This is a genomic window from Nitrospira sp. Kam-Ns4a (assembly GCF_965152595.1).
In genome coordinates this window covers 2,740,017-2,762,778 of the sequence record NZ_OZ224218.1, presented here as the reverse complement: position 1 = coordinate 2,762,778, position 22,762 = coordinate 2,740,017, and the positions used below count along the sequence as shown (strand labels likewise).

Here is a 22,762-nt window from a genome sequence, read left to right as displayed (position 1 = left end):
GCGCGGCAATTGGGGGAGGAATATGAGAGGCCTGAGTCTGACGGTCCTCGCTGCCTGTCTTGCCGGGATCGTGGGGTGCGCCGCCGAGAAGCCAGCGCCCCGGATGCCGTTGCCCCTGGGGCCGGGCGCGCCGCAGCCGGCGGTTCAGTACACCCTGTTGGGCACGACGGAGTATAAGAACGGCCAGTTGAATGAAGCGCGGACCCACTTCGAGCAGGCCGTGGCCGCCGCGGCGAGCTCCGGCGAGGCGCACTACAATCTCGGGCTCGTCCTCTACGCGCTGGGCGAGAACGAACAGGCCAGGGAGCATTTCATCGAGGCGGCCAACCTGGCGCCCGGCCACAAGGTGATCTGGGATTCTCCGGCCCTGCGGCCGTTTGGTTCGCCGGAGCCCTCGACCCCCAAGAAGCCGATTGACTCGACCTATTCAAACCGGCGGCCGACGTTTGGAGGCGGCCCCCGCCAATAGCCGCGGCTTCCTCCTAGCGCGGATCCCTTTCCTGTGCCACACAGACACGCGCCGCCAGTTCAGTCTGCCTCCCTCATCGGGCGGATCGCCACGGAGGGGTACGAGCGCGTGGTGATCGCACACGACCGGTCAGCCGGACTGCGGGCGATCATCGCCGTGCACAGCACCAGGCGCGGCCCGGCGGTCGGCGGCGTCCGCATGTGGCCTTATCCCACGCTGGAAGAGGCGTTGTGCGACACGTTGCGTCTGGCGCAGGCCATGACCTACAAGGCAGCGGCTAGCCGACTGCCGCTGGGCGGAGGCAAGGCCGTGATCATCGGCGACCCGCGGCGTGAGAAGCGGGAGGCCCTCCTGCGGGCGTTCGGCCGGCTTGTGCACGGGCTGGGCGGGCTGTACCTCACCGCCGAAGACGTCGGCATGAAGATGGAGGACATGGAAATCATCCGCCGGGTGACGCCCTATGTCACCGGGACGCCGCGACACCGGGGCGGCAGCGGCGATCCGTCGGAGCTGACCGCGATCGGTGTGCTGCACGGGATCCGCGCCGTGGTCGAGCGCCTCGACGGGCGCTCCTCGGACCGGAGCGGCCTGCACGGGCTGACCGTGGCGGTCCAGGGGGTGGGCAAGGTCGGCTTCCGCCTCGCCGCGTTGCTGCATCGCCACGGAGCCCGGCTGATCGTCGCCGACCTGGACTCCCGGCGGGCCCGGCAGGCCGGCCGGGCCTTCGACGCGGAGGTCGTCCCGGTGGACCGCGTCCACCGCGTCCGGTGCGACCTGTTCGCGCCCTGCGCGCTCGGCGGGATCCTGAATCGAAGGACCATCCCTGAGTTGCGCTGCCGGGCGGTCGCCGGATGCGCCAACAATCAATTGTTGGAGCCCGAGGACGGGGAGCGCCTCCATCGCCGGGGAATCCTCTACGCGCCCGACTATGTGATCAATGCCGGAGGGATCATCAACATCGCGGTCGGCTTGGAGCCCGGCGGGTATGATCGGGCGAAGGCGGAGCGGCGCGCCAGGGACATCTATGCGAACCTCACCGCGGTCTTTCGGCTGGCAGCGGCCAAGGGCTGGTCGCCGGCCTACGCCGCAGACCGGCTGGCCGAACGGCGGTTGCGCGGGGGGCGGCGCTGGCGCGGGCCCGAAGCCGACGTCGGCAGGCGGGCTCGGGCGGTGGGATAGGCGAAGCCCAGGACGACGAGGCGAGAGGAGGCACCCATGGCGGCAGAGATTTCGGTTGGCGACAAGGCGCCCGACTTTTCGTTGCCGGATCAGACCGGGAAGCCGGTGAACTTGAAAAGCCTCAAGGGAAAGCGGGTGGTGCTCTATTTCTATCCGAAAGACGATACGCCCGGCTGTACGAAAGAGGCCTGCGGCTTTCGCGACGCGATCAAGCAGATCGAGAAGGCCGGCGCGGTCGTCCTGGGCGTCAGCCTGGACGGGCCGGACTCGCATCAGAAGTTCATGGCCAAGTACAACCTGCCGTTCTCGCTGCTCTGCGATCAGGCCGCGATGGTCTCGAAGGCCTACGGGGTGTACAAGGAAAAGAACCTGTACGGAAAGAAGCACTGGGGCATCGAGCGCAGCACCTTCGTGATTGACGAGAAGGGCGTGATCAAGGCCGCGTTCCGCAAGGTGAAGGTGGACGGCCACGTGGAGGAAGTGCTGGCCGCCCTGAAAGCTCGCGGCGAGCAGCCAGTAGCTCGTGGCAGAGGGCTATGAGCTGCTCGCTCTGGGCTACTCGCTGGTTCGTGTCATGGACGATCGCGAAAAGACCTGGCATGGGCTGCGGGCCGCTTCCCTGTCCATCGTGCCGGGAGTCGGGCACCTGTACCTCGGAGAAAAGAAAGGCTACCTCATCGTCGCGTTTTCCGTGACGCTGTTCCTGATCTCCCGGACGATCTGGCCTCCGGCGGAGCTGTTGTACCTGAGCCTCGCCATCTTTTCCGCGTTCGACGCGTACTCGATCGCCAAGCGCGGTCACGGGCTCATGTGACGTGACGATGGTCCGGGGGGGGAGGAGGAGACGCCTCGTGGAGGACCTCCGCTGGCTCAGGGGCGCTCGGCGCCGGGGGTGGCCGACTACGGTCGCGGTGTTAACGCTGGCTGGGCTGGCGCTCGGGGGCGGGCCGGGCTGGTCCGCGGACAAGATCGCCGGAAAACTGCTCCTGCGCGATGCCCTGACGATGCCGGGGAAACCGGCCCGGATCGAGGCCAGATTGGTGCGCGACGGGCTTCTGGCTCAGGCCGGGCTCGGCGGCGAGCCGCTCGAGCTTCTGGTTGGCAACAAGCGCGTGGCGACCGCGATGACCGGCGGGGACGGGTGGGCGTTCTTCGACTACACGCCGGTCATGCGGGGCACCCAGACCATCAGGGTCCGGCTGGGGACGAGCCCGCGGGTGGACAGCCGCGAGGCCACGGCGGTCCTGGCCAGTTGGGAGCGGCGCCGGCCCATTCTCCTGATTGAGGTTGAGGCCCTGTCCGACATTCCCAAGCCGCCGCCGGTCACTCTGCCTTCCCTGCCCTCCCTGCCATTCGGCGGAAACGAGGGTGTGCTGCCGCCTCCGCTCGCCAAGGCGGCGGAGGAGCTGAGCCGGCTCACCGCCTACTTTTACAATCCCCTGTACCTCTCTCGCTCGAAAGGCGGGGGGCTGGTGGTGGAGGCCTCCATCCGAGCGTGGCTCCTTGAGCACAAGTTCCCGCTCGGCCTGACCAGGGCGATCGAGCCCGGCCGTGGCGCACTGGAGTCCCTGCTCGATGTGATGCGGCAGGAGGGCTGGGATAATCTGAAGGCCGGAGTCGGGCGGACGCGCGAATTCGCGGAAGTGCTGGTCGGGCACCGCCTCCGCGTCGTGATCCTGCCGGCCTCGGCCGAGGACGCCAAGTTGCCCCGGAAGGCTCAGACGGCGGAGGATTGGGAAGAGGTCCGCAAGAAGCTCCAGAGCTGAGAGCGTCCTGTGGATCGGAGCCCGAAGCAATCCAGCCTGGTTTGTCTTTTGCCGAGGGTTCCGATAAGATGCGAGCCGAAGCGGGGGCTTGTCACGTGACCAAGAGGTCCGGGCCCATGCGGGCGAAGACCAGCTTCCTCTGCCAGGCCTGCGGCCACCAGTCTCCCCGCTGGTTGGGACGGTGTCCCGACTGCGGACGCTGGAACAGCATCAAGGAAGAGCGGCTGCCCGCTTCGAGCCCGCGCCAGGGGTTGGTCCGTGACGGGCTAACCGGAGCGGCGGCCTCCAGGCCTGCGCCGATAGACGCGATCGAGGTCGTGGGCCAGCCGCGCCGGCTGACTGGCATCGGGGAGTTCGATCGGGTTCTCGGCGGCGGGGTGGTCCCTGGATCGGTCGTCCTCATCGGCGGCGACCCGGGCATCGGCAAGACGACCCTGCTGCTGCAGGCGCTCGCCCGCCTGGCCTCCGCCGGCGCGCCGGTCCTGTACGTCTCGGGCGAGGAGTCCCCTCAACAAATCAAGATGCGGGGCGAGCGGCTAGGGGTGCGCAGCCCCCTCCTTTACGTGCTCGCCGAAACCTGCCTTGAGGACATTCTGAAGGCTGTCCAGGAGCTCAAGCCGACCGCGACCGTCGTGGATTCCATTCAGACGATGTACACGGATCAGATCAGCTCCGCGCCGGGCAGCATCAGCCAGGTCCAGGAAGTGGCCGGCCAGCTCATGACCCTCGCGAAGCGCAGCGGGGTGCCGGTGTTCATTATCGGCCACGTGACCAAGGAAGGGGCCATCGCCGGGCCGCGGCTCCTGGAGCATATCGTGGATACGGTGCTCTATTTTGAAGGGGACAAGGGACACAGCTTCCGCATCCTGCGCGCAGTCAAGAACCGGTTCGGCTCGACCAACGAGATCGGCGTCTTCGAGATGAAGGACACGGGACTGGACGAGGTCGGAAATCCCTCCGAGCTGTTCCTGGCCGAGCGGCCTGGGCGCAGCGCCGGCTCGGTGGTGGTCTCCAGCGTGGAAGGAACCAGGCCGATCCTGGTGGAGCTCCAGGCGCTCGTCTCGCCGACCGGCTACCCCATGGCCAGACGCGTGGCCAACGGCGTCGAGCTCAACCGCGTGGCGTTGCTGGTCGCCGTGATGGAGAAACGTCTGGGCGTGCACCTGTCCGGCCAGGATGTCTATGTGAACGTCGTCGGGGGGATTCAGATTGACGAGCCGGCCATTGACCTGGGCATCGTCGCCGCGGTCCTGTCCAGCCTGCGCGACCAGCCCATTGATTCCGGGACGGTCGTCTTCGGGGAAATCGGCCTGGGCGGGGAAGTGCGGGCGATCAGCCAGGCGGAGCTGCGCCTGCGCGAAGCGGCGAAGATGGGCTTTCGTCGCTGCGTGCTGCCCGAGCGGAACCTCGCCAAGCTGGACCCGGTGACGGGGCTCGACGTGGTCGGCGTCCGGGACATCCGGCAGGCGCTCGACGCGATCCTGGGATGAACGAACAATGCAACATGCAAAATGGAAAATGACGACCGCAGCAGGGACGATCGGCCATTGTTTCGCCCTTGCATGTTTCATTTTGCATTTTGCGTCTGCGACGGGCTGCGCGAGCTGGCGGGCGAAGCCGGCGCAGCCGGCCGAGCAGGCCACGGCGGAGCGGCTGACCGGACTGCTCAAGGAGCGGGAGGCGGCGATCGAGACGATGAAGGGGCTGTTCTCGGCGAAGCTTTCGGGGCCGGGGGTTCCCTTCGCCCACCACCTCGAAGGGGCGATGTACTATCGCCGGCCCAGGTTCCTGCGGCTGCAAGGGTTCAATCGCCTCGGCGGGGAGCTATTCGAATTCGTCCTCGGCGACGACCTCTACCGGCTTCGGCTGGCGGCGACGGGGCAGGTGTACTCCGGCAGGGTCCAGGACCTGGAGCAGAACGACAAGATCGGGCGACCCTTTCAGTTAAGCGTGCTGGCGGTCAGCGAGACCATCGCGGTGGAATCGGTGCGGGAAGGCCAGCACGTGTTGCTTTCAGAGGAGGGGGACCGCTATCGGCTGGATGTCTTCGCGGGGGGCACGTCCGGCCTGCCGGTTCGCCAGATCTGGTTCGACCGCCCAACGCTACACGTGGTCCAGGAGTACCGGCTGACTCCGACCGGAGAAGTCGAGGCGATGCTGGAGTTCGAGGACTATCGCCCGATCGGGGTGCCCGGGGCGACGGCGACCGGGGCGGCGGCGTCGGATGCGTTCAAGCCCGTCCTCCGGCCGTTCAAGGTCACCATCAAGGACGGTCACGGGCAGGGGACCCTCCTGCTGACGTTCAAGGAGATCGTCCCGAACCCCTCGCTGCGGCCTGAGGATCTGGGTGTCGCCGGGCCGAAGGCGGGAGGGAGCCCGATGGGCCTGAGCGGGCCAGCGTCGTGGCGCCCGTGAACACCTCGGGAAGGCGCGCATGAAACTCCTGGCGATTGAGACGGCGACCGCATGCCAGAGCGTAGCCCTGCTGGAGGGCGAGCGCGTGCTCGCGCGGTCGGACGAGGACGCGAAAGGGCATCACGCGAGGTGGCTGGTGCCCGCGGTGGATCGCGTGCTGGCGTCGTGCCGTGTCTCCCTGAGCGAGCTGGATGCCCTGGCGGTATCCGCCGGGCCCGGCTCGTTCACCGGTCTGAGGGTCGGTCTGGCTACGATGTTGGGGTTCCGGACGATTACCGGACGTCCGCTCGTGCCGGTTCCGTCGCTGGAAGCCCTGGCGTGGAACGTCCGCGGAGCCGACCTCCCGGTCTGCGCGATGTTCAAGGCCCGGACGGAGGAGCTCTATTGGGCGCTGTTTCGGTGGGAGACATCTGACCGGCTCCGGCGCGTCACGGACGATCGAGTCGGGTCGCTCGCCGAGGCGGCCCTGGCGATCACGGGTCCGACCCTGGTGCTCGGGGAGGGGTGGCTCGCCTATCGGGAGCCGTTGCGGCGACTGTTAGGCGCACGCGCCGACGACGTCCGGGAGGCCCCGCTGGACGCGATGTCGGCCTCGGCCGTCAGCGTCGGGCTGGCCGCATGGGGCTATCTGGAGCGGGGCGAGACGGCCGGCCCGGTCGTGAGCCCGCGGTATGTACAGCGGGCGGAGGCGGAGCTGATGTGGGAGCGGCGCACACCTTCTCCCGGGAGCCGCGCGGCTGCGAGGGGGGGCTGATGGACGTGTCGAGCCCGGACGTGCTGGAACGCCGCCTCCGCATCGAGCCGGCCACCCGGGAGGACCTCGACGCCCTGGCGGGGCTTGAGTCGCGCTCATTTTCAGCTCCCTGGACCAGGAGGATGTTCGAGGCCGAGCTGGACGGCAATCCCTTTGCCACGCTCCTGATCGCCCGCTGGGCGGGGGACTCGGGCGGTGGTAGGGATCTGGCGGGCTACATCTGTTTCTGGGTGGTGTTCGAGGAGCTACGCCTCATGAATCTGGCGGTCCACCCGCAGTGGCGTCGGCGGGGGATCGCCCGGGCGCTGGTCCGGCGGGCCTTGGAGGCGGGGCGCGCCGGCGGGGCGACGCGCGCGGTGCTGGAAGTCCGTGCGTCCAACGAGGCGGCGCGTCGGCTCTACGAAGCGGCGGGGTTCAAACCGTTCGCCGTCCGGGCGCACTATTACCGGGACCCGGTCGAGGACGCGGTCTTGATGAGCCTGGCGCCGCTTGGACCGGCCGATCCGGCGGCGCCTGCGGTCACGCCTGGTGGAGCACCGGCCGGGGAAATTGGCGCTTGCTGCAGGGAACCTGGAGAGTGGTAAGATCGCACGAGAAGAGGGCTTCGGGCCCGCATCCGTCGGGCCACGCAAGACGGTGGTCTGGCCATCCACGTCGGCGCTTAGTCGCCCGATCGGTCCTGACCGGGCAACCGAGCGCCTCGCTGAGCAGGAGGGAGGCAATGCAGACAGAGGACAGGATCGTTGATGCTCTCCGTGCGTCCAGCCCCGAATTTCGCCAACTCGAGGAGTCGCACCATCGCCTGGACGCGGAGCTCGCGGAGCTCCACCGACGCCATGTCTTGACTCCCCAGGAAGAAGTGCTGAAAAAGCGGATCCAGAAGGAAAAGCTGGCCTTGAAGGACAAGATGGCCGAGCTGATCCGGCAATACCGAATGAGCCGACAACACTCCGCCGCAAACTGACGCCGCCAGGCGCGCGGCGACCGGAGACCGGTCCAATGGCCGCCATCCTGTCCCCACTCGCAGTCCATCTTGCCACCATCAAGCGGCGCCTGCTGATCATCGCGCTCACCGTCGCGGCCGCGTTCGTGCTGTGCTTCGCCTATTCCTCCGAGCTGATCGCCTGGTTCCAGCGGCCGTTTCCGAACGAGCTGATCTTCTACGGCCCCGCGGAGGCCCTGTTCGCGTCCGTCAAGATTTCCTTCATGATGGGCGTGGTGCTCAGCCTGCCGGTCATCCTGCACCAGTTCTGGCTGTTCGTCCGGCCGGCGTTGTTGCCACGGGAGCAGCGCTGGGCGATTCCGCTGTTCTGCCTGGCCACCGCGTTCTTCGCGCTGGGCCTGGTGTTCTGCAACCTCGTCATCCTCCCCCTCGTCATTCAGTTTTTTGTGACCTTCGGCATGGAGCGGGAGCTGACGCCCCAGCTCGCTGTCGGCACCTACGTGGACTTCAACGTAAAGTTCCTGCTCGTCTTCGGCTTCGCGTTCGAGATGCCTTTGGCGATCACGCTGCTGGCGCGGGCGGGGCTCGTCTCGCCGGCGCTGCTGGGCCAGTACCGGAAGCATGCGGTGATGGTGGCGCTGATCGCCTCGGCGATCATCACGCCGGACGCGACGCTCTTCACGATGCTGTTGATGGCGGTGCCGCTCATGATCCTGTACGAAATTGGGATCCTTGGCGCGCGCCTATTTGGGCGGCGAGCGCCGACCCAGGCGGCGGGGTCCGCTCCCGCCGGGGGCCTGCCGGTCGGGACTGCGGGCATAAGGACGAAGTGAAAAGGCAAAAGTAAAAAGGCGGCAGGGAGAGGAAGCCATGAAAGCTCGGTCGCAGGCAACAGCTTCCAAACTGGCGCTCTTCGCTTTGGCCTTTGGCCTTTGGCCTTTGGCCTTGCCGGCCGCAGCCGCCAGACAGGGAGGCCACGGCCAACCGCCCCAGATGGCACCCAGCATCCAGGCCCTGGCAGTGGGCAAGGACCGTGCGCTTTACGCAGGGTCCTTCGGGTTGGGGATCTACCGCAGCTCGGACCGTGGCACCACGTGGGTGCCGGTCAACTCGGGCTTGACTGACCCCTTCATTCTGTGTCTGGCTGCGGCGCCCGACGGAGCAATCTACGCCGGCACCTTCCGCGGAGGCGTGTTCCGCACCCGAAACGGCGGGCAAAGCTGGGAAAAGATCAACGAGGGGCTCAAGCGGCTGGAGGTTAAGGCCCTCCTTGTTGAGGGGGGGGCCGTCTATGCCGGGACGGGGGATGGGGTTTATCGGCTGGGCGACCGGGAAACGAGATGGTCTGTCGTGACGAAGGGGTTGGACGAAACCTTGGTGCATAGCCTCGCGATGGGGCAGGACCGGACGCTCTACGCCGGGACCTCCGGCCGAGGCGTCTTCCGCTTCAAGCCCAACGGGTCGGAGTGGACACGCCTGCGGGAGGGGCTGGTGGACCATGAGGGGCTGGTCGAGAATTTTATCCGCGTGCTGGCGGTTGGTGCCGACCAGTCGATCTATGCGGGGACCTTCGACGGCGGAGTCTTCCGCAGCACCGACGGCGGAACGTCCTGGCGGCCGATCAGCAGGGCGCTTCCCAACGATTCGATCCGCGGCATCGTGCCGAGCGAAAAAGGGCTGATCGTGGCCACCGGCCGCGGCGTCTTCAAAACGGAGAACCAAGGCAAGAGCTGGACCCCGCTCAACCGCGGGCTGACGGAGCTGTCCATCCAGGTGCTGATCGCGTCTGCCGACGGGGCGCTCTACGCCGGCACCAGCTCCGGTGTCTTTCGGAGCGACGACGCCGGACAGAGCTGGACCGGCATCAGTGACGGCCTGGAAGGGACCGCCGAATCGCCGTTCATGTTCCGGTAGGCCATCGAGTGCACACCCAGCGTCCATGAAGGACCCGTCCTTCCTCAAAGCGATGGCGCAGAAGGTCTCTGCCAGGTGTGTGCTGGAGATCGGCACGGGCGACGGCACCAGCGCGCTGGCGATGGCGGAGGTGCTGCCGGAGGATGGGTCGCTCCTCACGTGCGAGATCAATGCCGGGCTAGCCATGCTCGCCCGGAAGCGTCTGGGGCGGAGCCCGCACGGCCGGAAGGTCGAGGTGCTCGTGGGACCGGCGCTGCAGACGCTGGCCACTCTGACGGGCTCGTTCGACCTGATTTTCGTGGATGCAGACACGCCCAACTACGTCCACTACTACCACCGTGCCTTGGAGTTACTGGCCCCGACGGGGGTGCTGCTCATGGACAACACCCAGGGTATGGCGATCGGGGGCGTCGTCCAGGCCAGGGACCCGGCAGTCGCCGCGATCAAGGAGCTGGCCCGCCAGGCCCATTCGGATCCCCGGGTCACGGCGCAGTTGGTCATGGCTCGCGACGGCGTCCTTGTCGTGACCTGGGCGTCCCAGCCTTCGCGGGCGGTACCCTGAGGCCGCAGTTCCGACGATGCGCTGGAACATGATCCGGTCCTTTGCCGAGGGAGTCCGCTATGACTGAGACTGCGCTCACGCTGGAACAGTTGAAGAAGGTTCGCGCGACGATCCGAGTCACGGTCAAGAACGAGCCCTGGGGCGACATCGTGCTGGCGTTCTTTCCCGAAGTGGCGCCGAACCACGTGAACAACTTCGTCAAGCTGGCCAAGGCGCGGTTCTACGACGGCACGACCTTCCACCGGGTGATCCCCGGATTCATGATCCAGGGGGGCGATCCCAACAGCAGAAATCCCGAGCGTGCCACACACGGGACAGGAGGCCCGGGCTACCGGCTCAAGGCGGAGTTCAACAGCCGGCCGCACAAGCGGGGCACGCTCTCGATGGCGCGGGCCAATGACCCGGACAGCGCCGGCTCCCAGTTTTTCATCTGCGTGGCCGATTCCCACTTCCTGGACTGGCAGTACACGGTGTTCGGCGAAGTTGTGAGCGGAATGGAGGTGGCCGACCGGATCGTGAACGCCAAGCGGGACAGTCGGGACAATCCGCTGGAGCGCATCGAGATGACGGTCACCGTCAGCGAAGGCTGACGGTGACAATTCAAAATGCAAAACGAAAAGTTAAAAACGGGGAGCGTCCGGCATCTTGTCTTTTTCATTTTGCCTTTTGCATGGGCGACGATCGCTGCCTGTGCGATCCCGCAGGTCCCCTCCCAGATCATCTATGAGGACCCCGTCAATTTCGTGCGGCTCGAAGCAGACCCTGCCGTCCTGCCGACGAAGCCGGAGACCCGGCACAGCCACCCGGCGCAGATCGAGCCGGAGGTCATGGCCGGGATCCTGCGCGGGTTCCTGGCCCGGGAGCACCGGACCTCGATCCAGCGGGCATTCCAGGGGGAGGCTAACCCGGAGCCGGTCTTTCGCGACGACGAAGTCGCGTTGCTCGCGCCGCGCCTGTCCGAGGCGCTGGCCCGGGCGGCCCCGGATCAGGTGGTCACCTACTACCTGAGCCAGCCCCAGTCGTCCATCAAGCGGGAGATTACGACCGGAGGGCTCTACGTGCACGGGCCGCATCTTCATTTCGTGCTGGGCAATTATCGGACCCTCTACGGGATTCCCGCCTATGGGATGGTGTATGATCGCCGCTACCCGATGATGCCGATCGTGGCGAAGTGGTTCGATCTGCTGTTCGAGCCGGCGCACGCGGTCGTGTCGCCAGCGCAGAACCTGTGGGATCGTCTGCTGGGCCGGGAAAAGGACGAGCTGGTGCTTGACCTCCGGAAGCTTGCCCCGGCCCGGCCGGTGGCGTAGGGGCCATGGCAATGGGGAGCTGCACGTGGGCATCGAGCAGGCGGAGGTGCCAATGAGCGCCCGCCGGACGTCCGTCACGATCAAGATCGGCGCGGTCTTCGTGCTGTTGTCGCTCGTGTTCGTCACGCTCATGCTCGTGAACGCCTACCTCACGCGGCAGCTCATCGGCGCGAGCGCGGCGATCAACCAGACCGGCATTCAGCGCATGCGGGTATACAAGCTCGCGCACCTCTTGCGGCAGCTTCCGCCCCAAGGTCCGGCTGAGAGCGAACGCGCCGTGCTCCTGCAGGAGCTGGCCGAGCTGGACGCCGCGTTGTTGGGTTTGCTGGACGGCGATCCGAGCCGAGGGCTGCTGGGTGAGTCTGAGCCGGAGGTCCGCCGGCGTATCCAAGGGATCCGGGACGAGTGGCTCGTCGCCATGCGGCCGCCGGTCGAGCGGGCGCTGACCGCGCAGAGCTCCGTGGAGCGGGACGGAGCCCTGGTCGCCTATGAGCGGCACGCCTCCGGGTTCGTCAGCGCGCTGTCGGAGCTGGTCGGCGTGATCGAGCGGCGGGTCGCGGGGCGCATTGACGCGCTCTATGCGCTCCAACTGGTCTTCCTGCTGGTGGCGGCCGGCCTGGCGATCGCCGGGTTTGTGGTGCTGCACTGGGTGATCCGCGTTCCACTGGAGAAGCTGACCCGCGGCGTGGAACAGGCCTCCGGAGGCGGGCTGCTCCCGGCGATCCCCATTCAGACCAACGACGAGCTGGGGGACCTGGCGCGCACGTTCGAGATGATGTCGGGCCGCATCCACCACCACATCGAGCAGCTCGAGGCGCTCCACGCGACTGGTCAAGAACTGACCATGATCGGAGCAGGGGGGCTGGAGGGGATCCTGCGCCGGATCGCCGACCGGGCCGCCGACCTCGCCGAGGTGGACTTGGCGGTGCTCATGGTGCGCCATCCGGTCCTGGAGTGTTGGGTGGTGGAAGCCGCGTCCGGGAAGGTCTTCGACAGCGTGCGCAAGGAGATTTTGCTGCTGGAGGAGACCCCCTTCTCGAACCAGGCCTTCGAGACCAAGCAGCCTGTGGTCGTCACCGACCTGTCCCAGTATATGGACCGGCCGGTTCGGTTTCGAGACAAGTACGGCGCCAAGAGCTACATGGCGGTGCCGCTGCTGGGGCCGCACGAGGCGATCGGCGTCCTGGTGCTGCTGAGCCTCAAGACCGTTCGCGCGTTCTCGGAGTGGGAGATTCGGCTGGCTCAGCAGTTTGCGGCCTATGCGGGCATCGCGATCGAAAACGTGCGGCTGTTCGAGACGGCGGAATCCGAGTCGCGCGAGCTGAAGGAGCGACTGCGTGCAGTGGAAGGGAACGTTGCGAACCTGACCCACGAGGTCAAGGCGCCGGCTGGGCGCGTCGCCGAGTTCGCCACGTGGCTGGTGAACGACTACGGGTCCCGCCTTGACGAGCGGGCGCTGCGCTACCTGGAGTGGATCAAGAAGGAGGGGCAGGACCTCTTCCATCTGGCTGAGCGCACGTTGGACCTCGCGCGGATCACGCAGCAGCCGCGCCAGGTGGAGAGCGTGGACGTTGGGGCGGTGGTGCGGGAGGTGCTGGCTCTGGTCGGCGAGCAGTATCCGCTGGACCGGATCGCGGTGGTGGTGACCGACAGCCTGCCGCGCCTGGCCTGTCACCGCATCCACCTGAAACAGGTCCTGGAGAACCTGATCACGAACGCGATCAAGTACCTCGGCGATCAGCCCAGGCCGAGGATCGAGATTGGCGCGGAGCGGGACGATCACGGGGTGAAGCTGTTCGTCCGGGACAACGGCGTCGGCATGGATCCGGCCATGACCGAGCGGATCTTCCAGCCTTTCCAGCGGCTCGGGACCGTGGACGTGCCGGGAGCCGGGATCGGGCTCTCGATCGTCAGGACCGTGGTCGAGCAGTACGGCGGGTCGGTCACGGTGACCACGGCACCGGGGGCCGGAAGCACCTTTTATGTCAGGCTTCCGGAGCTGCCGGAGCGGCCGGAGCGGCTCACCTCCGAGCCGAGCGCGGCGGCGACGCGGGCGGAGCCGTAGCAGGGGCGGCCGGTAGAAGCCGGCCGAAGCATGAGAGCCAGCCTCATGAAGACCACCAACAAAGCGAGGGACTTTACGATCCTCGTCGTCGAGGACAATGCCGGCGACGTGGAGATGTTTCTCCGGGCGGTCGAAGAGGAACTGCCAAGGAGTGAGGACGAGAACGTGGAGCTGATCTTCGCGGCGCGCGCGGAGGGCGCGCTCAAGACGCTCGAGGAGCGGCGGATTGATCTCGTGATCACCGACGTGCGGCTTCCCGGGATGAGCGGGATCGAGCTGCTCCAACGGATCCAGCAGTCGAACCGGCGCATGCCAGTCGTCGTGATGAGCTGGGTCAACGCGGTGGAGACCGCCGTGGATGCGATGCGCCACGGGGCTTTCGACTACATCCTCAAGCCGTTCCACGGGCTGGACCTCGCCATGCGCATTCACCGCGCCATGCGGATGAGCGAGATCATGCGGCAGCGCACGGACGTGAACCGGTCGAGCCCGGCGGTGCCCTTCAAGGACCTGATCGGGGAGAGCCCCGCTATGCAGCAGGTCAAGGCGATGGTGGACGCGGTCGCGCAGGTGTCCTCCACGGCGCTGATCATCGGCGAGACGGGAACAGGCAAGGAGCTGATCGCCCGGGCGATCCACGAGCGAAGCCCCGAGCGAGAAGGCCCATTCCAGGTGGTGGACTGCACGACCTTCTCCGAGGGGACCGTCGAGAGCGAGCTGTTCGGCCACGTGCGCGGCGCCTTCACCGGAGCCATCGCCGACAAGCAAGGGCTGATCGAACTGGGGAGTGGCGGAACGCTCTTCCTCGATGAGATCGGCGATCTGCCGCTCAACCTCCAGGCCAAGCTGCTCCGCGTGCTGGAGGAGGGGGAAGTGCGCGCCGTCGGCAGCACGCAGCAGAAGAAGGTCAACGTGCGGTTCATCGCCGCGACCAACCAGGACCTGGCCGAGAAGGTCAAGCGCAACGAGTTCCGCAAAGACCTGTTCTTCCGGCTCAATGTGATGACGATCCGGGTGCCGGCGCTGCGAGAGCGCACCGAGGACATCGCCCCGCTGGCGCGGCACTTCATCGCGCGGTATGCGAAGGAGTTCGGGAAGGCTGTGGACGACCTCCACCCTTCGGCTGTGACGGACCTCCTCGCCTACCCCTGGCCGGGCAACGTCAGAGAGCTGCGCAACGTCATCGAGCGGGCGGTCATGCTGGCCAAGGGGGATCGGATCGGCAGGCAGGACGTGCTAGGGCTGTTGCAGTCCGGCGACTCCGTGGCTTCGTTCGGGGAGGACTACGTTCGGCTTCCTTACGCTAAGGCCAAGGAAAAAGTGCTTGAGGAATTCAACCGTCGCTATATCAAGGCGAAGCTGACCGCTCACCAAGGCAACGTCACGCATGCGGCAAATGACAGCGGACTGCCCAGGTCCTACTTTCACGAAATCATGAAGCGCTATCTCAAAGACGCAGACTAGCCGGTGTCAGCCATCACTGACAGTGCGAGGCCAAGAGAGGCGAAAACTTACCGTTACATCAAGTAGTTAGACGATTCAACCTATGCTGTCATTGAAAACTAACAGAGAATTAACCAGATAAGTCATAGGCTTATAAGTTCCCTCCCTCTCTGCTGTCAGTCCCTCCTGACTTCTGCTCGCGGATCGTTTGCAGGCTCGCAAATCCAGCTCAGACGATTTCCATAACAGCTTGAAATCATTGTCGTCTTTTCCATTGGGTCATCCCAGGCCCATCGGGCCTCATGGCATAGGCCTTGTAGTGCTGCATACCTGGTTCTCCAGGGTGGGTGTGTCTCGGTACGGAAATCTGATCGGTTTGTCACCCTCCCGGCCCAACAAGGAGGACTGGAAAGGAGGTGGTGGCCAGACTGAGGTGGTATGGCTCGTGAGTAAGACAGAGGGGTTTTTCCATTGCGAGGAGGTGTAACAATGCTGCTTTCCCGTAGACAGTTCATGAAGGCCACGGCCGGGACCGTGGCGGCTGTCGCGCTGGCGGACAAGGCCCTCGCCTTGACCGCGCTACAGCCGGTCATCGAGGTGGGCAACCCCCTCGGCGAGTATCCCGACCGGTCCTGGGAGCGCGTCTATCATGACCAGTACCGGTATGACTCCTCCTTCACCTATTGCTGCTCCCCGAACGACACCCATGGCTGCCGCGTGCGCGCCTTCGTGCGCAACGGCGTCGTGATGCGGGTCGAGCAGAACTACGACCACCAGACCTACGAGGACCTCTACGGCAACCGCGGGACCTTCGCCCACAACCCGCGCATGTGCCTGAAGGGCTACACCTTCCACCGCCGGGTGTACGGGCCCTATCGGCTGAAGGGGCCGTTGATGCGGCGGGGCTGGAAGGAATGGATGGATGCGGGAGCGCCGGAGCTGACCCCGGAGACCAAGCGGAAGTACAAGTTCGACAGCCGCTTCCTGGACGACATGGTCCGGGTGTCCTGGGACACAGCCTTCACCTACGCCGCCAAGGCGGTGCTGATCATCGCCACGCGCTACAGCGGCGAGGCGGGGGCGCGGCGGCTGCGCGAGCAGGGCTATCCGCCGGAGATGATCGAGATGATGAAGGGCGCCGGGGTGCGCTGCTTTAAGCACCGGGCCGGCATGCCCGTGCTGGGCATCATCGGCAAGATGATGAACACCCGGTTCAACGGCGGCGTGCTCCCGCTCGTGGACACCTACATTCGGAAGGTGAAGCCGGATCAGGCGCAAGGCGGCCGCTACTACTCGAACTACACCTGGCACGGCGACCAGGACCCTGCCCAGCCCTGGTGGAACGGCACGCAGAACTGCGACATTGACCTCTCCGACATGCGGTTCTGCAAGCTGAACACCTCCTGGGGCAAGAACTTCGTCGAGAACAAGATGCCGGAGGCCCACTGGAAGCTGGAGAGCATCGAGCGGGGCGCCCGGGTGGTGGTGATCACGCCGGAGTACAACCCGACGGCGACGCGGGCCGACTACTGGATTCCGGTGCGGCCAGAGACGGACGCGGCGCTGTTCCTGGGGGCGAGCAAGATCATCATTGACGAAAACATGCATGACGTGGACTTCCTGAAGGGGTACACGGACATGCCGTTGCTCGTCCGGACGGACACCTTGCAGTACCTGGACCCGCGGGACGTGGTGCCGGACTTTAAGTTCCCGGACTACAGCAAGCGGTATTCGGGCCGGGTGCAGTCGCTCAAGCCGGAGCAGATCGAGCGGCTGGGCGGCATGATGGTCTGGGACCTCAACAAGAACCAGGCCGTGCCGCTGGACCGTGAGCTGGTGGGCTGGCACTACCAGAACAGCGGCATTGACGCGGCGCTCACCGGGACCTATCGCGTGAAGCTGCTCAACGGCCGCGAAGTGGACGTGATGCCGATCTTCCAGATGTACCTGGTGCACTTCCAGGACTACGACCTGGACACGGTGCATCAGATCAACCGGGCGCCCAAGGACCTGATCGTCCGCTGGGCCCGGGACAACGGCACGATCAAGCCGGCGCAGATCCACAACGGCGAGGGCGTGTGCCACTACTTCCACTGCACCGAGATGGGCCGCGGGGCGGCCTTGGTCATGATCCTCGGCGGCAACATCGGGAAGTTCGGCACGGGCTGCCACACCTGGTCCGGTAACTACAAGGCCGGCATCTGGAACTCGACCCCCTGGTCGGGCGGCGGCCTGGGCGTGCACACGGGCGAGGATCCGTTCAACCTGACGCTCGATCCCAACGCCCACGGCAAGGAGATCAAGGTCAAGTCCTACTACTACGGCGAAGAGGTCGGGTACTGGAACCACGGGGACACGGCCTTAATCGTCAACACGCCGAAGTACGGCCGCAAGGTGTTCACGGGCAAGACCCACATGCCGACGGCGAGCAAGGTGCGGTGGGTGACCAACGTGAACATCCTCAACAACGCCAAGCACCACTACGACATGGTCAAGAACGTCGATCCGAACATCGAGATGATCGTGGTGCAGGACATCGAGATGACCTCCGACGTCAACCATGCGGACATCGCGTTTGCCTGCAACTCCTGGATGGAGTTCACCTATCCGGAGATGACGGCGACGGTGTCGAACCCCTGGGTGCAGATCTGGAAGGGCGGGATCCGGCCGCTGTACGACACCCGCAACGACGCGGACACCTTTGCGGGCGTCGCGGCGAAGCTGGCCGAGATGACCGGTGACAAGCGGATCAAGGATGTCTTCCACTTCGTCTACCAGAACCGGGTGGACGTGTACGTGCAGCGGGTGCTGGACGCCAGCGCCACGATGTACGGCTACCATGCGGACACGATGCTGAAGAGCGAGAAGGGCTGGATGGTGATGACGCGGACGTATCCGCGGCAGCCGCTGTGGGAGGAGATCAACGAGAGCAAGCCGCAGTGGACGCGGTGCGGGCGGTTGGAGACCTACCGGGTGGAGCCGGAGGCGATCGAGTACGGCGAGAACTTCATCGTGCACCGGGAGGGGCCGGAGTGCACGCCGTACCTGCCCAACGCGATCATGTCCAGCAACCCGTACGTCCGGCCGGACGACTACGGGATTCCCATCACGGCCCAGCACCACGACGACAAGCACGTGCGCAACCTGAAGCTGCCGTGGCAGGAGATTCGGCGGCAGGCGAACCCGCTGTGGGAGAAGGGGTACCAGTTCTACTGCGTGACCCCGAAGACCCGGCACCGCGTGCACAGCCAGTGGTCGGTGAACGACTGGGTGCAGATCTACGAGTCCAACTTCGGCGATCCGTACCGGATGGACAAGCGGACGCCGGGGGTGGGCGAGCACCAGTTGCACATCAACCCGCAGGCGGCAAAGGACCGGGGCATCAACGACGGCGACTACGTCTACGTGGACGGGAACCCGGTGGACCGGCCGTACCGGGGCTGGCGGCCGAGCGACCCGTTCTACAAGGTGGCGCGGTTGATGATCCGGGCGAAGTACAACCCGGCGTATCCGTACCACGTGACGATGGCGAAGCACGCGCCGTACGTGGCGACGGCGAAGTCGGTGAAGGGGCATGAGACGCGGCCGGACGGGCGGGCGATAGCGGTGGACACCGGCTATCAGAGCAACTTCCGGTACGGGGCGCAGCAGTCGTTCACGCGCTCCTGGCTGATGCCGATGCACCAGACGGACTCGCTGCCGGGCAAGCACGCGATTGCGTGGAAGTTCAAGTTCGGGTATGCCATTGACCACCATGCGGTGAACACGACCCCGAAGGAGTGCCTGATCCGCATCACGAAGGCGGAGGATGGGGGCATCGGGGCGCGCGGGCCGTGGGAGCCGGTGCGGACGGGCTTCACGCCGGCGCAGGAGAACGAGTTCATGATCAAGTGGCTCAAGGGCGAGCACATCAAGATCAAGGTCTAGGGGAGAGGGATGCGTGGCGAGTGAGGCGGGGCGCCTGGCGCGGCCATGCGGGTTGACGCTGCCCCCCTCCCCCGTCACGCCTAACGAAGGAGTCAACCATGCCGGAAGTCTATAACTGGCAGTTGGGGCGGAAGATGCTCTACCCCTACGAGGAGCGGCACCCCAAGTGGCAGTTCGCCTTCGTGTTCAACATCAACCGGTGTCTGGCGTGCCAGACCTGCTCGATGGCGGACAAGTCCACGTGGCTGTTCTCGAAGGGGCAGGAGTACATGTGGTGGAACAACGTGGAGACCAAGCCCTACGGCGGGTATCCCCAGTTCTACGACGTGAAGATCACGCAACTGATCGAGCAGGTGAACCCGGGGGGGCAGGTGTGGAACGTGCGGGTGGGCCGCAAGCACCATGCGCCCTACGGGGTGTTTGAAGGGATGACCATTTTCGACGCGGGGGCCAAGGTGGGCCAGGCGGCGATTGGCTACATCCCGACGGACCAGGAGTGGCGGTTCGTCAACATCTACGAGGACACGGCGACCTCCATGCGGGCAGTGGTGGAGGGGATTGACAAGACCGGGTTCACGCGGGACGAGCCGTGGCGGATGACGGGCAGTTCGTTGCCGGAGCATGAGACGTTCTTCTTCTACCTGCAGCGGATCTGCAACCACTGCACGTACCCGGGGTGTCTGGCGGCCTGTCCGCGCAAGGCGATCTACAAGCGGCCGGAGGACGGGATTGTGTTGATTGACCAGAACCGGTGCCGGGGGTACAAGAAGTGCGTGGAGCAGTGTCCGTACAAGAAGCCGATGTACCGGGGGACGACGCGGGTGAGCGAGAAGTGCATTGCGTGCTATCCGCGGATTGAGGGGAAGGACCCCTTGACGGGCGGGGAGCCGATGGAGACGCGGTGCATGGCGGCCTGCGTGGGGAAGATTCGGATGCAGAGCCTGGTGCGGATCGGCGAGGACGGGTTGTGGGCGGAGGACCGGTGGCACCCGTTGTACTTTGCGATTCGGGTGGAGCAGGTGGCGTTGCCGTTGTACCCGCAGTGGGGGACGGAGCCGAACGGGTACTACATTCCGCCGCGGTGGGCGCCGCGGGGGTACATCCGGCAGATGTTCGGGCCGGGGGTGGACAACGCCATTGAGAAGTACCTGGTGCCGAGCCGGGAGTTGCTGGCGGTGCTGCAGTTGTGGCGGGCGAGCCAGCAGATTGTGTTCCGGTACGACGTGATTCCGGGCCCGAAGGTGTTTGAGACCCAGATTCACGGGCGGCGGTTCGAGATGTACAACGACACCGTGCTGGGGTTCAACAAGTCGGGCAAGGAGGTGGTGCGGCAGCAGATCGAGGAGCCGATCTACATTCGGCCCGCGGAGCGGGTGAACTGGCTCTGAGGCTGAGGCCACACCCCGCCATCCGTGCTCAGCCGTCAGCAACCATGGGGAGGCTGCAAGCTGAGCGCTGAGGGCTCGGCGAAGGGGGGCAGGAGGCGCATGGGAGCGCCCCTGCCCCCTCTTCATTCTCGGAATTTTGCAGGAAGGCCTGACATGCGTAGGTACGCGGGGGGACTGGAGTGGGGCCGGCCGTCTGGGATGCAGGTGCTGGTCAGCCTGTTGGTTGTGGTTCTTGGAGTCTGCAGTGCTGTGGTTTTGGACCGGGTGGACCAGGACCTTCGGATCATGTACACGGAATATACATTGGCGGCAGCCGACTTAGCCCACATTTCGGCGGATGTCATGCGCTACCGGACGACGGTGATTCGAGGATTGGAAGCCCCCAGCGAGGAGGAATTCGCCCGGCTGACCGTGCCGCTTCCTGCGCAACGGATGCGGATCGAACAGGCGGTGGAGCGGTACGCCAAGGCGAGCCTGCGCGTGTCGCGAAGCGGACGCAGCGAGCGTGACGACTTACAGGCCCTGACGAAAAGCCTGGAAGCCTATTTTGCCGCGGCAGGCGAGGCCGTCCGACTCATGAGTCAGGTGTGGACGGCCGCCTCTCCGGCGGAGGCGGCGGAACTTCGCCATCGAGCGGAGCTGCATGCGGCGGACAACGCCGGTCCCAAGCTGATCCAGGTCAGTCTGGCGCTCGATCGGCTGATGGAAACCGTCGCCGACGTCGCCAAGGACATGAAAGAGGAGGGGGCCTCCACGATTCGGACGATCGGCATGGTCTTGCTGGGGGGCAGCTTCCTCTTGGCGCTGCTCAATCTTTGGAGACCACCGACGGAGCGTCCCGGCCGGCTGGCGTCGCCTGGGTATCCGATCCAGCAGTCGCCAGCAGCCAGCCACGGGGCCTCCTTGCTGGATTCTGGTGGGCCGCATCGGTCAAGCTAGAACAACTGAACAGGAACACGGATGAGCGATGAACTGTCAGCGGTGCAACGGGACGATGGTCGAGGAGGTATTCGAAGACCTACGGGATGACACCGGCTCCATCAGGTTTCCAGGCTGGCGCTGTATGTTGTGTGGCGAAATCCTGGATCCGGTGATTTTGAAGAACCGGGCGGCACCCTCCGAACCCTGCGGGAGCGGCGCGCGCTTGAAGACGCTGATTCGGTTGGGCGGGTAGCAAGGGGGCGCCTCGGGTCGCATCCGGATCCCTGCAGAACCGCGAGCCGGCGAGTCACGGCGGGCCGGTGAGCGCGCCTGTGGCGTAGGCCAGCGTCACCTCGGCGATCTTGTAATCGTACTGGGCCTCCGCCAGCCTGGTCTGGGCCGCGGTCAAAGCGACCTCCGACTGGGTGACCTCCACCACTGAGCCCAATCCCAACTTGTATCGTTGCCTGGCGAGCTGCAAGGCCTCCCGTGCGGTCCGGACCTGCTCCTCCGCAAGCTTGATCTGTTGGGCGAGCGACAGCGTCTCCAGGTAAGAGGTCGTGACCTGCTGGGCGAGCGCCTGCTCGATGTTTAGGCTAGTGGCCCGCGCCGCGTCCTGTTGTGCGGAGGCCTCCCGGACCTGGTTTTCGATCAGGAAGCCGGTAAAGAGCGGCATGGACATCAGGGCACCGGCGGCCCACCAGCCACCGTGCTCCTGATGTTGCCTGGGATCGTAGGGGTCGAAACTGCCGCCGCTTGCCACCGCCGAGATCGTCGGCAGATACTGCTTCTTCATCGCCCGGACCTTCGCTTCTGCCGACTCGACGATCTCCTTGGCCTTCTTGAGCTCCGGATGGGACAAGCTCTCCGCGATGAGCGAGTCCAGCGGCCGCGGTTGCCTGATCTCCACCGGAAAATCGTCGAGGACGTAGTCCTCGGGCCCAGTAATGCCCATGGCGCGGTTCAGGTCCGCGAAGCTGGCCTTCAGGTCGTTCCGGGCTCGGACTAGCAACGCCTCCGCATTGGTCAGTTCCACCTGCACGAGGTCCAGATCCAGCTTGGACTTGAGCTGCTGACGGTACAGCGCCTCGATCTGACTCTTGATGACCCCTCGCTCTCTGACCGTTTCTTCGGCGATCTGGACCAGCCGCCGGCGCTTCTGGCTGGTGAAATAGGCCCGCTCCACGGCCAGCACCACAAGCGCCCTTCGGGCGGTGATGTCCTCTTCCTGGGCCCGCTTGGCCTGCTCGGACGACTCCACGAGGTTCTTGGTGAACCCGAAATCGTAAATCCGCTGATTGGCAAGCACGCCGCTCACGAAGATGCTCTGATTCTGCTGCAGCAGGGCCCCGCCAACCAAGAATCGAGGATTGATGCGCCCAGCCCCGAACGAGTTGTCTATGTTGGCGGAGACCTGGGGATAGTAGAGGGACCGGGCCTGTTCCGTGCGCGCGTCGGCGGCGACGAGCGTGGCGTCCGCTTCTTGGAGCAGGGGGTGCACCCGAAGGGCAAGTTCCACGGCTTGCCGCAACCCCAGGAAGCTGCCTGGAGCGAGCGACTCGCCGCGGGGCGGCTCAGCCGAGGGGCGTTGGGCACTGGTCCGGTCCGGCGCCCCGAGCACACACAGGACGGTCGCTGCCAGGGTCAGGCCTCGCATGAGCAGTCCGCGACTCATTGGGGTCTCCTTTCCTTGTAACGGCAGCCCG

General features: G+C 65.7%; 21 protein-coding genes. 20 read left to right on the top strand and 1 reads right to left on the bottom strand.

The window, feature by feature from the left end:
* The first annotated feature begins 22 nt into the window (after positions 1-22).
* From ACWHYQ_RS13765 to ACWHYQ_RS13670, 20 genes are all read left to right on the top strand, one after another.
* The gene (locus tag ACWHYQ_RS13765; protein ID WP_447972688.1) at positions 23-469 is read left to right on the top strand and encodes a tetratricopeptide repeat protein; all 447 of its coding nucleotides are present in this window, start codon (positions 23-25) and stop codon (positions 467-469) included.
* 33 nt (positions 470-502) lie between these two features.
* Positions 503-1,648 carry a Glu/Leu/Phe/Val dehydrogenase dimerization domain-containing protein gene (locus ACWHYQ_RS13760; protein ID WP_447972687.1) on the top strand — a complete coding sequence of 382 codons (1,146 nt, stop codon included), beginning with the start codon at positions 503-505 and terminating at the stop codon, positions 1,646-1,648.
* A 36-nt stretch (positions 1,649-1,684) separates the two neighbouring features.
* Positions 1,685-2,188: a thioredoxin-dependent thiol peroxidase gene (gene bcp / locus ACWHYQ_RS13755; protein WP_447972686.1), complete on the top strand. Its 504-nt coding sequence runs from the start codon at positions 1,685-1,687 to the stop codon at positions 2,186-2,188.
* On the top strand, positions 2,172-2,462 hold the full coding sequence (locus ACWHYQ_RS13750) for a hypothetical protein (RefSeq protein WP_447972685.1): 291 nt from the start codon (positions 2,172-2,174) through the stop codon (positions 2,460-2,462). Before bcp ends, ACWHYQ_RS13750 begins: the two co-directional genes overlap by 17 nt.
* Positions 2,463-2,499: 37 nt before the next feature.
* Complete coding sequence (locus ACWHYQ_RS13745) at positions 2,500-3,414, top strand: hypothetical protein (protein WP_447972684.1); 915 nt, start codon at positions 2,500-2,502, stop codon at positions 3,412-3,414.
* 116 nt (positions 3,415-3,530) lie between these two features.
* Positions 3,531-4,904, top strand: coding sequence for a DNA repair protein RadA (radA, locus tag ACWHYQ_RS13740; protein WP_447972683.1), 1,374 nt, complete (start codon positions 3,531-3,533; stop codon positions 4,902-4,904).
* A gap of 82 nt (positions 4,905-4,986) precedes the next feature.
* Positions 4,987-5,829, top strand: coding sequence for a hypothetical protein (locus ACWHYQ_RS13735; RefSeq protein ID WP_447972682.1), 843 nt, complete (start codon positions 4,987-4,989; stop codon positions 5,827-5,829).
* 19 nt (positions 5,830-5,848) lie between these two features.
* Positions 5,849-6,583 (top strand): tRNA (adenosine(37)-N6)-threonylcarbamoyltransferase complex dimerization subunit type 1 TsaB, encoded by a 735-nt coding sequence (gene tsaB, locus ACWHYQ_RS13730; protein WP_447972681.1) that lies wholly within the window; start codon positions 5,849-5,851, stop codon positions 6,581-6,583.
* Complete coding sequence (gene rimI, locus ACWHYQ_RS13725; protein ID WP_447972680.1) at positions 6,583-7,167, top strand: ribosomal protein S18-alanine N-acetyltransferase; 585 nt, start codon at positions 6,583-6,585, stop codon at positions 7,165-7,167. Before tsaB ends, rimI begins: the two co-directional genes overlap by 1 nt.
* Positions 7,168-7,304: 137 nt before the next feature.
* Positions 7,305-7,547 carry a DUF465 domain-containing protein gene (locus tag ACWHYQ_RS13720; protein ID WP_447972679.1) on the top strand — a complete coding sequence of 81 codons (243 nt, stop codon included), beginning with the start codon at positions 7,305-7,307 and terminating at the stop codon, positions 7,545-7,547.
* A 35-nt stretch (positions 7,548-7,582) separates the two neighbouring features.
* Positions 7,583-8,359, top strand: coding sequence for a twin-arginine translocase subunit TatC (gene tatC / locus ACWHYQ_RS13715; RefSeq protein ID WP_447972678.1), 777 nt, complete (start codon positions 7,583-7,585; stop codon positions 8,357-8,359).
* A 160-nt stretch (positions 8,360-8,519) separates the two neighbouring features.
* Positions 8,520-9,440 carry a ligand-binding sensor domain-containing protein gene (locus ACWHYQ_RS13710; RefSeq protein ID WP_447972677.1) on the top strand — a complete coding sequence of 307 codons (921 nt, stop codon included), beginning with the start codon at positions 8,520-8,522 and terminating at the stop codon, positions 9,438-9,440.
* 25 nt (positions 9,441-9,465) lie between these two features.
* Positions 9,466-10,002 (top strand): O-methyltransferase, encoded by a 537-nt coding sequence (locus ACWHYQ_RS13705; RefSeq protein ID WP_447972676.1) that lies wholly within the window; start codon positions 9,466-9,468, stop codon positions 10,000-10,002.
* Positions 10,003-10,061: 59 nt separating this feature from the next.
* Entirely contained in the window at positions 10,062-10,592 is a 531-nt protein-coding gene (locus tag ACWHYQ_RS13700; RefSeq protein ID WP_447972675.1) for a peptidylprolyl isomerase, read from the top strand.
* 15 nt (positions 10,593-10,607) lie between these two features.
* The gene (locus ACWHYQ_RS13695; RefSeq protein WP_447972674.1) at positions 10,608-11,312 is read left to right on the top strand and encodes a hypothetical protein; all 705 of its coding nucleotides are present in this window, start codon (positions 10,608-10,610) and stop codon (positions 11,310-11,312) included.
* Positions 11,313-11,337: 25 nt separating this feature from the next.
* Positions 11,338-13,377: an ATP-binding protein gene (locus ACWHYQ_RS13690; RefSeq protein ID WP_447972673.1), complete on the top strand. Its 2,040-nt coding sequence runs from the start codon at positions 11,338-11,340 to the stop codon at positions 13,375-13,377.
* A gap of 45 nt (positions 13,378-13,422) precedes the next feature.
* Positions 13,423-14,841, top strand: a complete 1,419-nt coding sequence (locus tag ACWHYQ_RS13685) for a sigma-54-dependent transcriptional regulator (RefSeq protein ID WP_447972672.1) — start codon at positions 13,423-13,425, stop codon at positions 14,839-14,841.
* Between the two features lie 468 nt (positions 14,842-15,309).
* Positions 15,310-18,747, top strand: coding sequence for a molybdopterin-dependent oxidoreductase (locus ACWHYQ_RS13680; protein WP_447972671.1), 3,438 nt, complete (start codon positions 15,310-15,312; stop codon positions 18,745-18,747).
* 98 nt (positions 18,748-18,845) lie between these two features.
* Positions 18,846-20,135, top strand: coding sequence for a 4Fe-4S dicluster domain-containing protein (locus tag ACWHYQ_RS13675; RefSeq protein ID WP_447972022.1), 1,290 nt, complete (start codon positions 18,846-18,848; stop codon positions 20,133-20,135).
* 153 nt (positions 20,136-20,288) lie between these two features.
* Positions 20,289-21,074, top strand: a complete 786-nt coding sequence (locus ACWHYQ_RS13670) for an MCP four helix bundle domain-containing protein (RefSeq protein WP_447972670.1) — start codon at positions 20,289-20,291, stop codon at positions 21,072-21,074.
* Between the two features lie 289 nt (positions 21,075-21,363).
* Here ACWHYQ_RS13670 and ACWHYQ_RS13665 read toward each other — a convergent pair whose 3' ends face one another.
* Complete coding sequence (locus ACWHYQ_RS13665) at positions 21,364-22,731, bottom strand: TolC family protein (protein ID WP_447972669.1); 1,368 nt, start codon at positions 22,729-22,731, stop codon at positions 21,364-21,366.
* Positions 22,732-22,762 lie beyond the last annotated feature (31 nt).

Coding starts and splice junctions, on each gene's coding strand:
- ACWHYQ_RS13710 (WP_447972677.1), top strand. CDS start 8,520: ATGGCACCCAGCATCCAGGCCCTGGCAGTGGGCAAGGACCGTGCGCTT.
- ACWHYQ_RS13675 (WP_447972022.1), top strand. CDS start 18,846: ATGCCGGAAGTCTATAACTGGCAGTTGGGGCGGAAGATGCTCTACCCC.
- ACWHYQ_RS13700 (WP_447972675.1), top strand. CDS start 10,062: ATGACTGAGACTGCGCTCACGCTGGAACAGTTGAAGAAGGTTCGCGCG.
- ACWHYQ_RS13765 (WP_447972688.1), top strand. CDS start 23: ATGAGAGGCCTGAGTCTGACGGTCCTCGCTGCCTGTCTTGCCGGGATC.
- radA (WP_447972683.1), top strand. CDS start 3,531: ATGCGGGCGAAGACCAGCTTCCTCTGCCAGGCCTGCGGCCACCAGTCT.
- tsaB (WP_447972681.1), top strand. CDS start 5,849: ATGAAACTCCTGGCGATTGAGACGGCGACCGCATGCCAGAGCGTAGCC.
- ACWHYQ_RS13705 (WP_447972676.1), top strand. CDS start 9,466: ATGAAGGACCCGTCCTTCCTCAAAGCGATGGCGCAGAAGGTCTCTGCC.
- ACWHYQ_RS13685 (WP_447972672.1), top strand. CDS start 13,423: ATGAAGACCACCAACAAAGCGAGGGACTTTACGATCCTCGTCGTCGAG.
- ACWHYQ_RS13720 (WP_447972679.1), top strand. CDS start 7,305: ATGCAGACAGAGGACAGGATCGTTGATGCTCTCCGTGCGTCCAGCCCC.
- ACWHYQ_RS13680 (WP_447972671.1), top strand. CDS start 15,310: ATGCTGCTTTCCCGTAGACAGTTCATGAAGGCCACGGCCGGGACCGTG.
- tatC (WP_447972678.1), top strand. CDS start 7,583: ATGGCCGCCATCCTGTCCCCACTCGCAGTCCATCTTGCCACCATCAAG.
- ACWHYQ_RS13665 (WP_447972669.1), bottom strand. CDS start 22,731: ATGAGTCGCGGACTGCTCATGCGAGGCCTGACCCTGGCAGCGACCGTC.
- bcp (WP_447972686.1), top strand. CDS start 1,685: ATGGCGGCAGAGATTTCGGTTGGCGACAAGGCGCCCGACTTTTCGTTG.
- ACWHYQ_RS13670 (WP_447972670.1), top strand. CDS start 20,289: ATGCGTAGGTACGCGGGGGGACTGGAGTGGGGCCGGCCGTCTGGGATG.
- ACWHYQ_RS13695 (WP_447972674.1), top strand. CDS start 10,608: ATGCAAAACGAAAAGTTAAAAACGGGGAGCGTCCGGCATCTTGTCTTT.
- rimI (WP_447972680.1), top strand. CDS start 6,583: ATGGACGTGTCGAGCCCGGACGTGCTGGAACGCCGCCTCCGCATCGAG.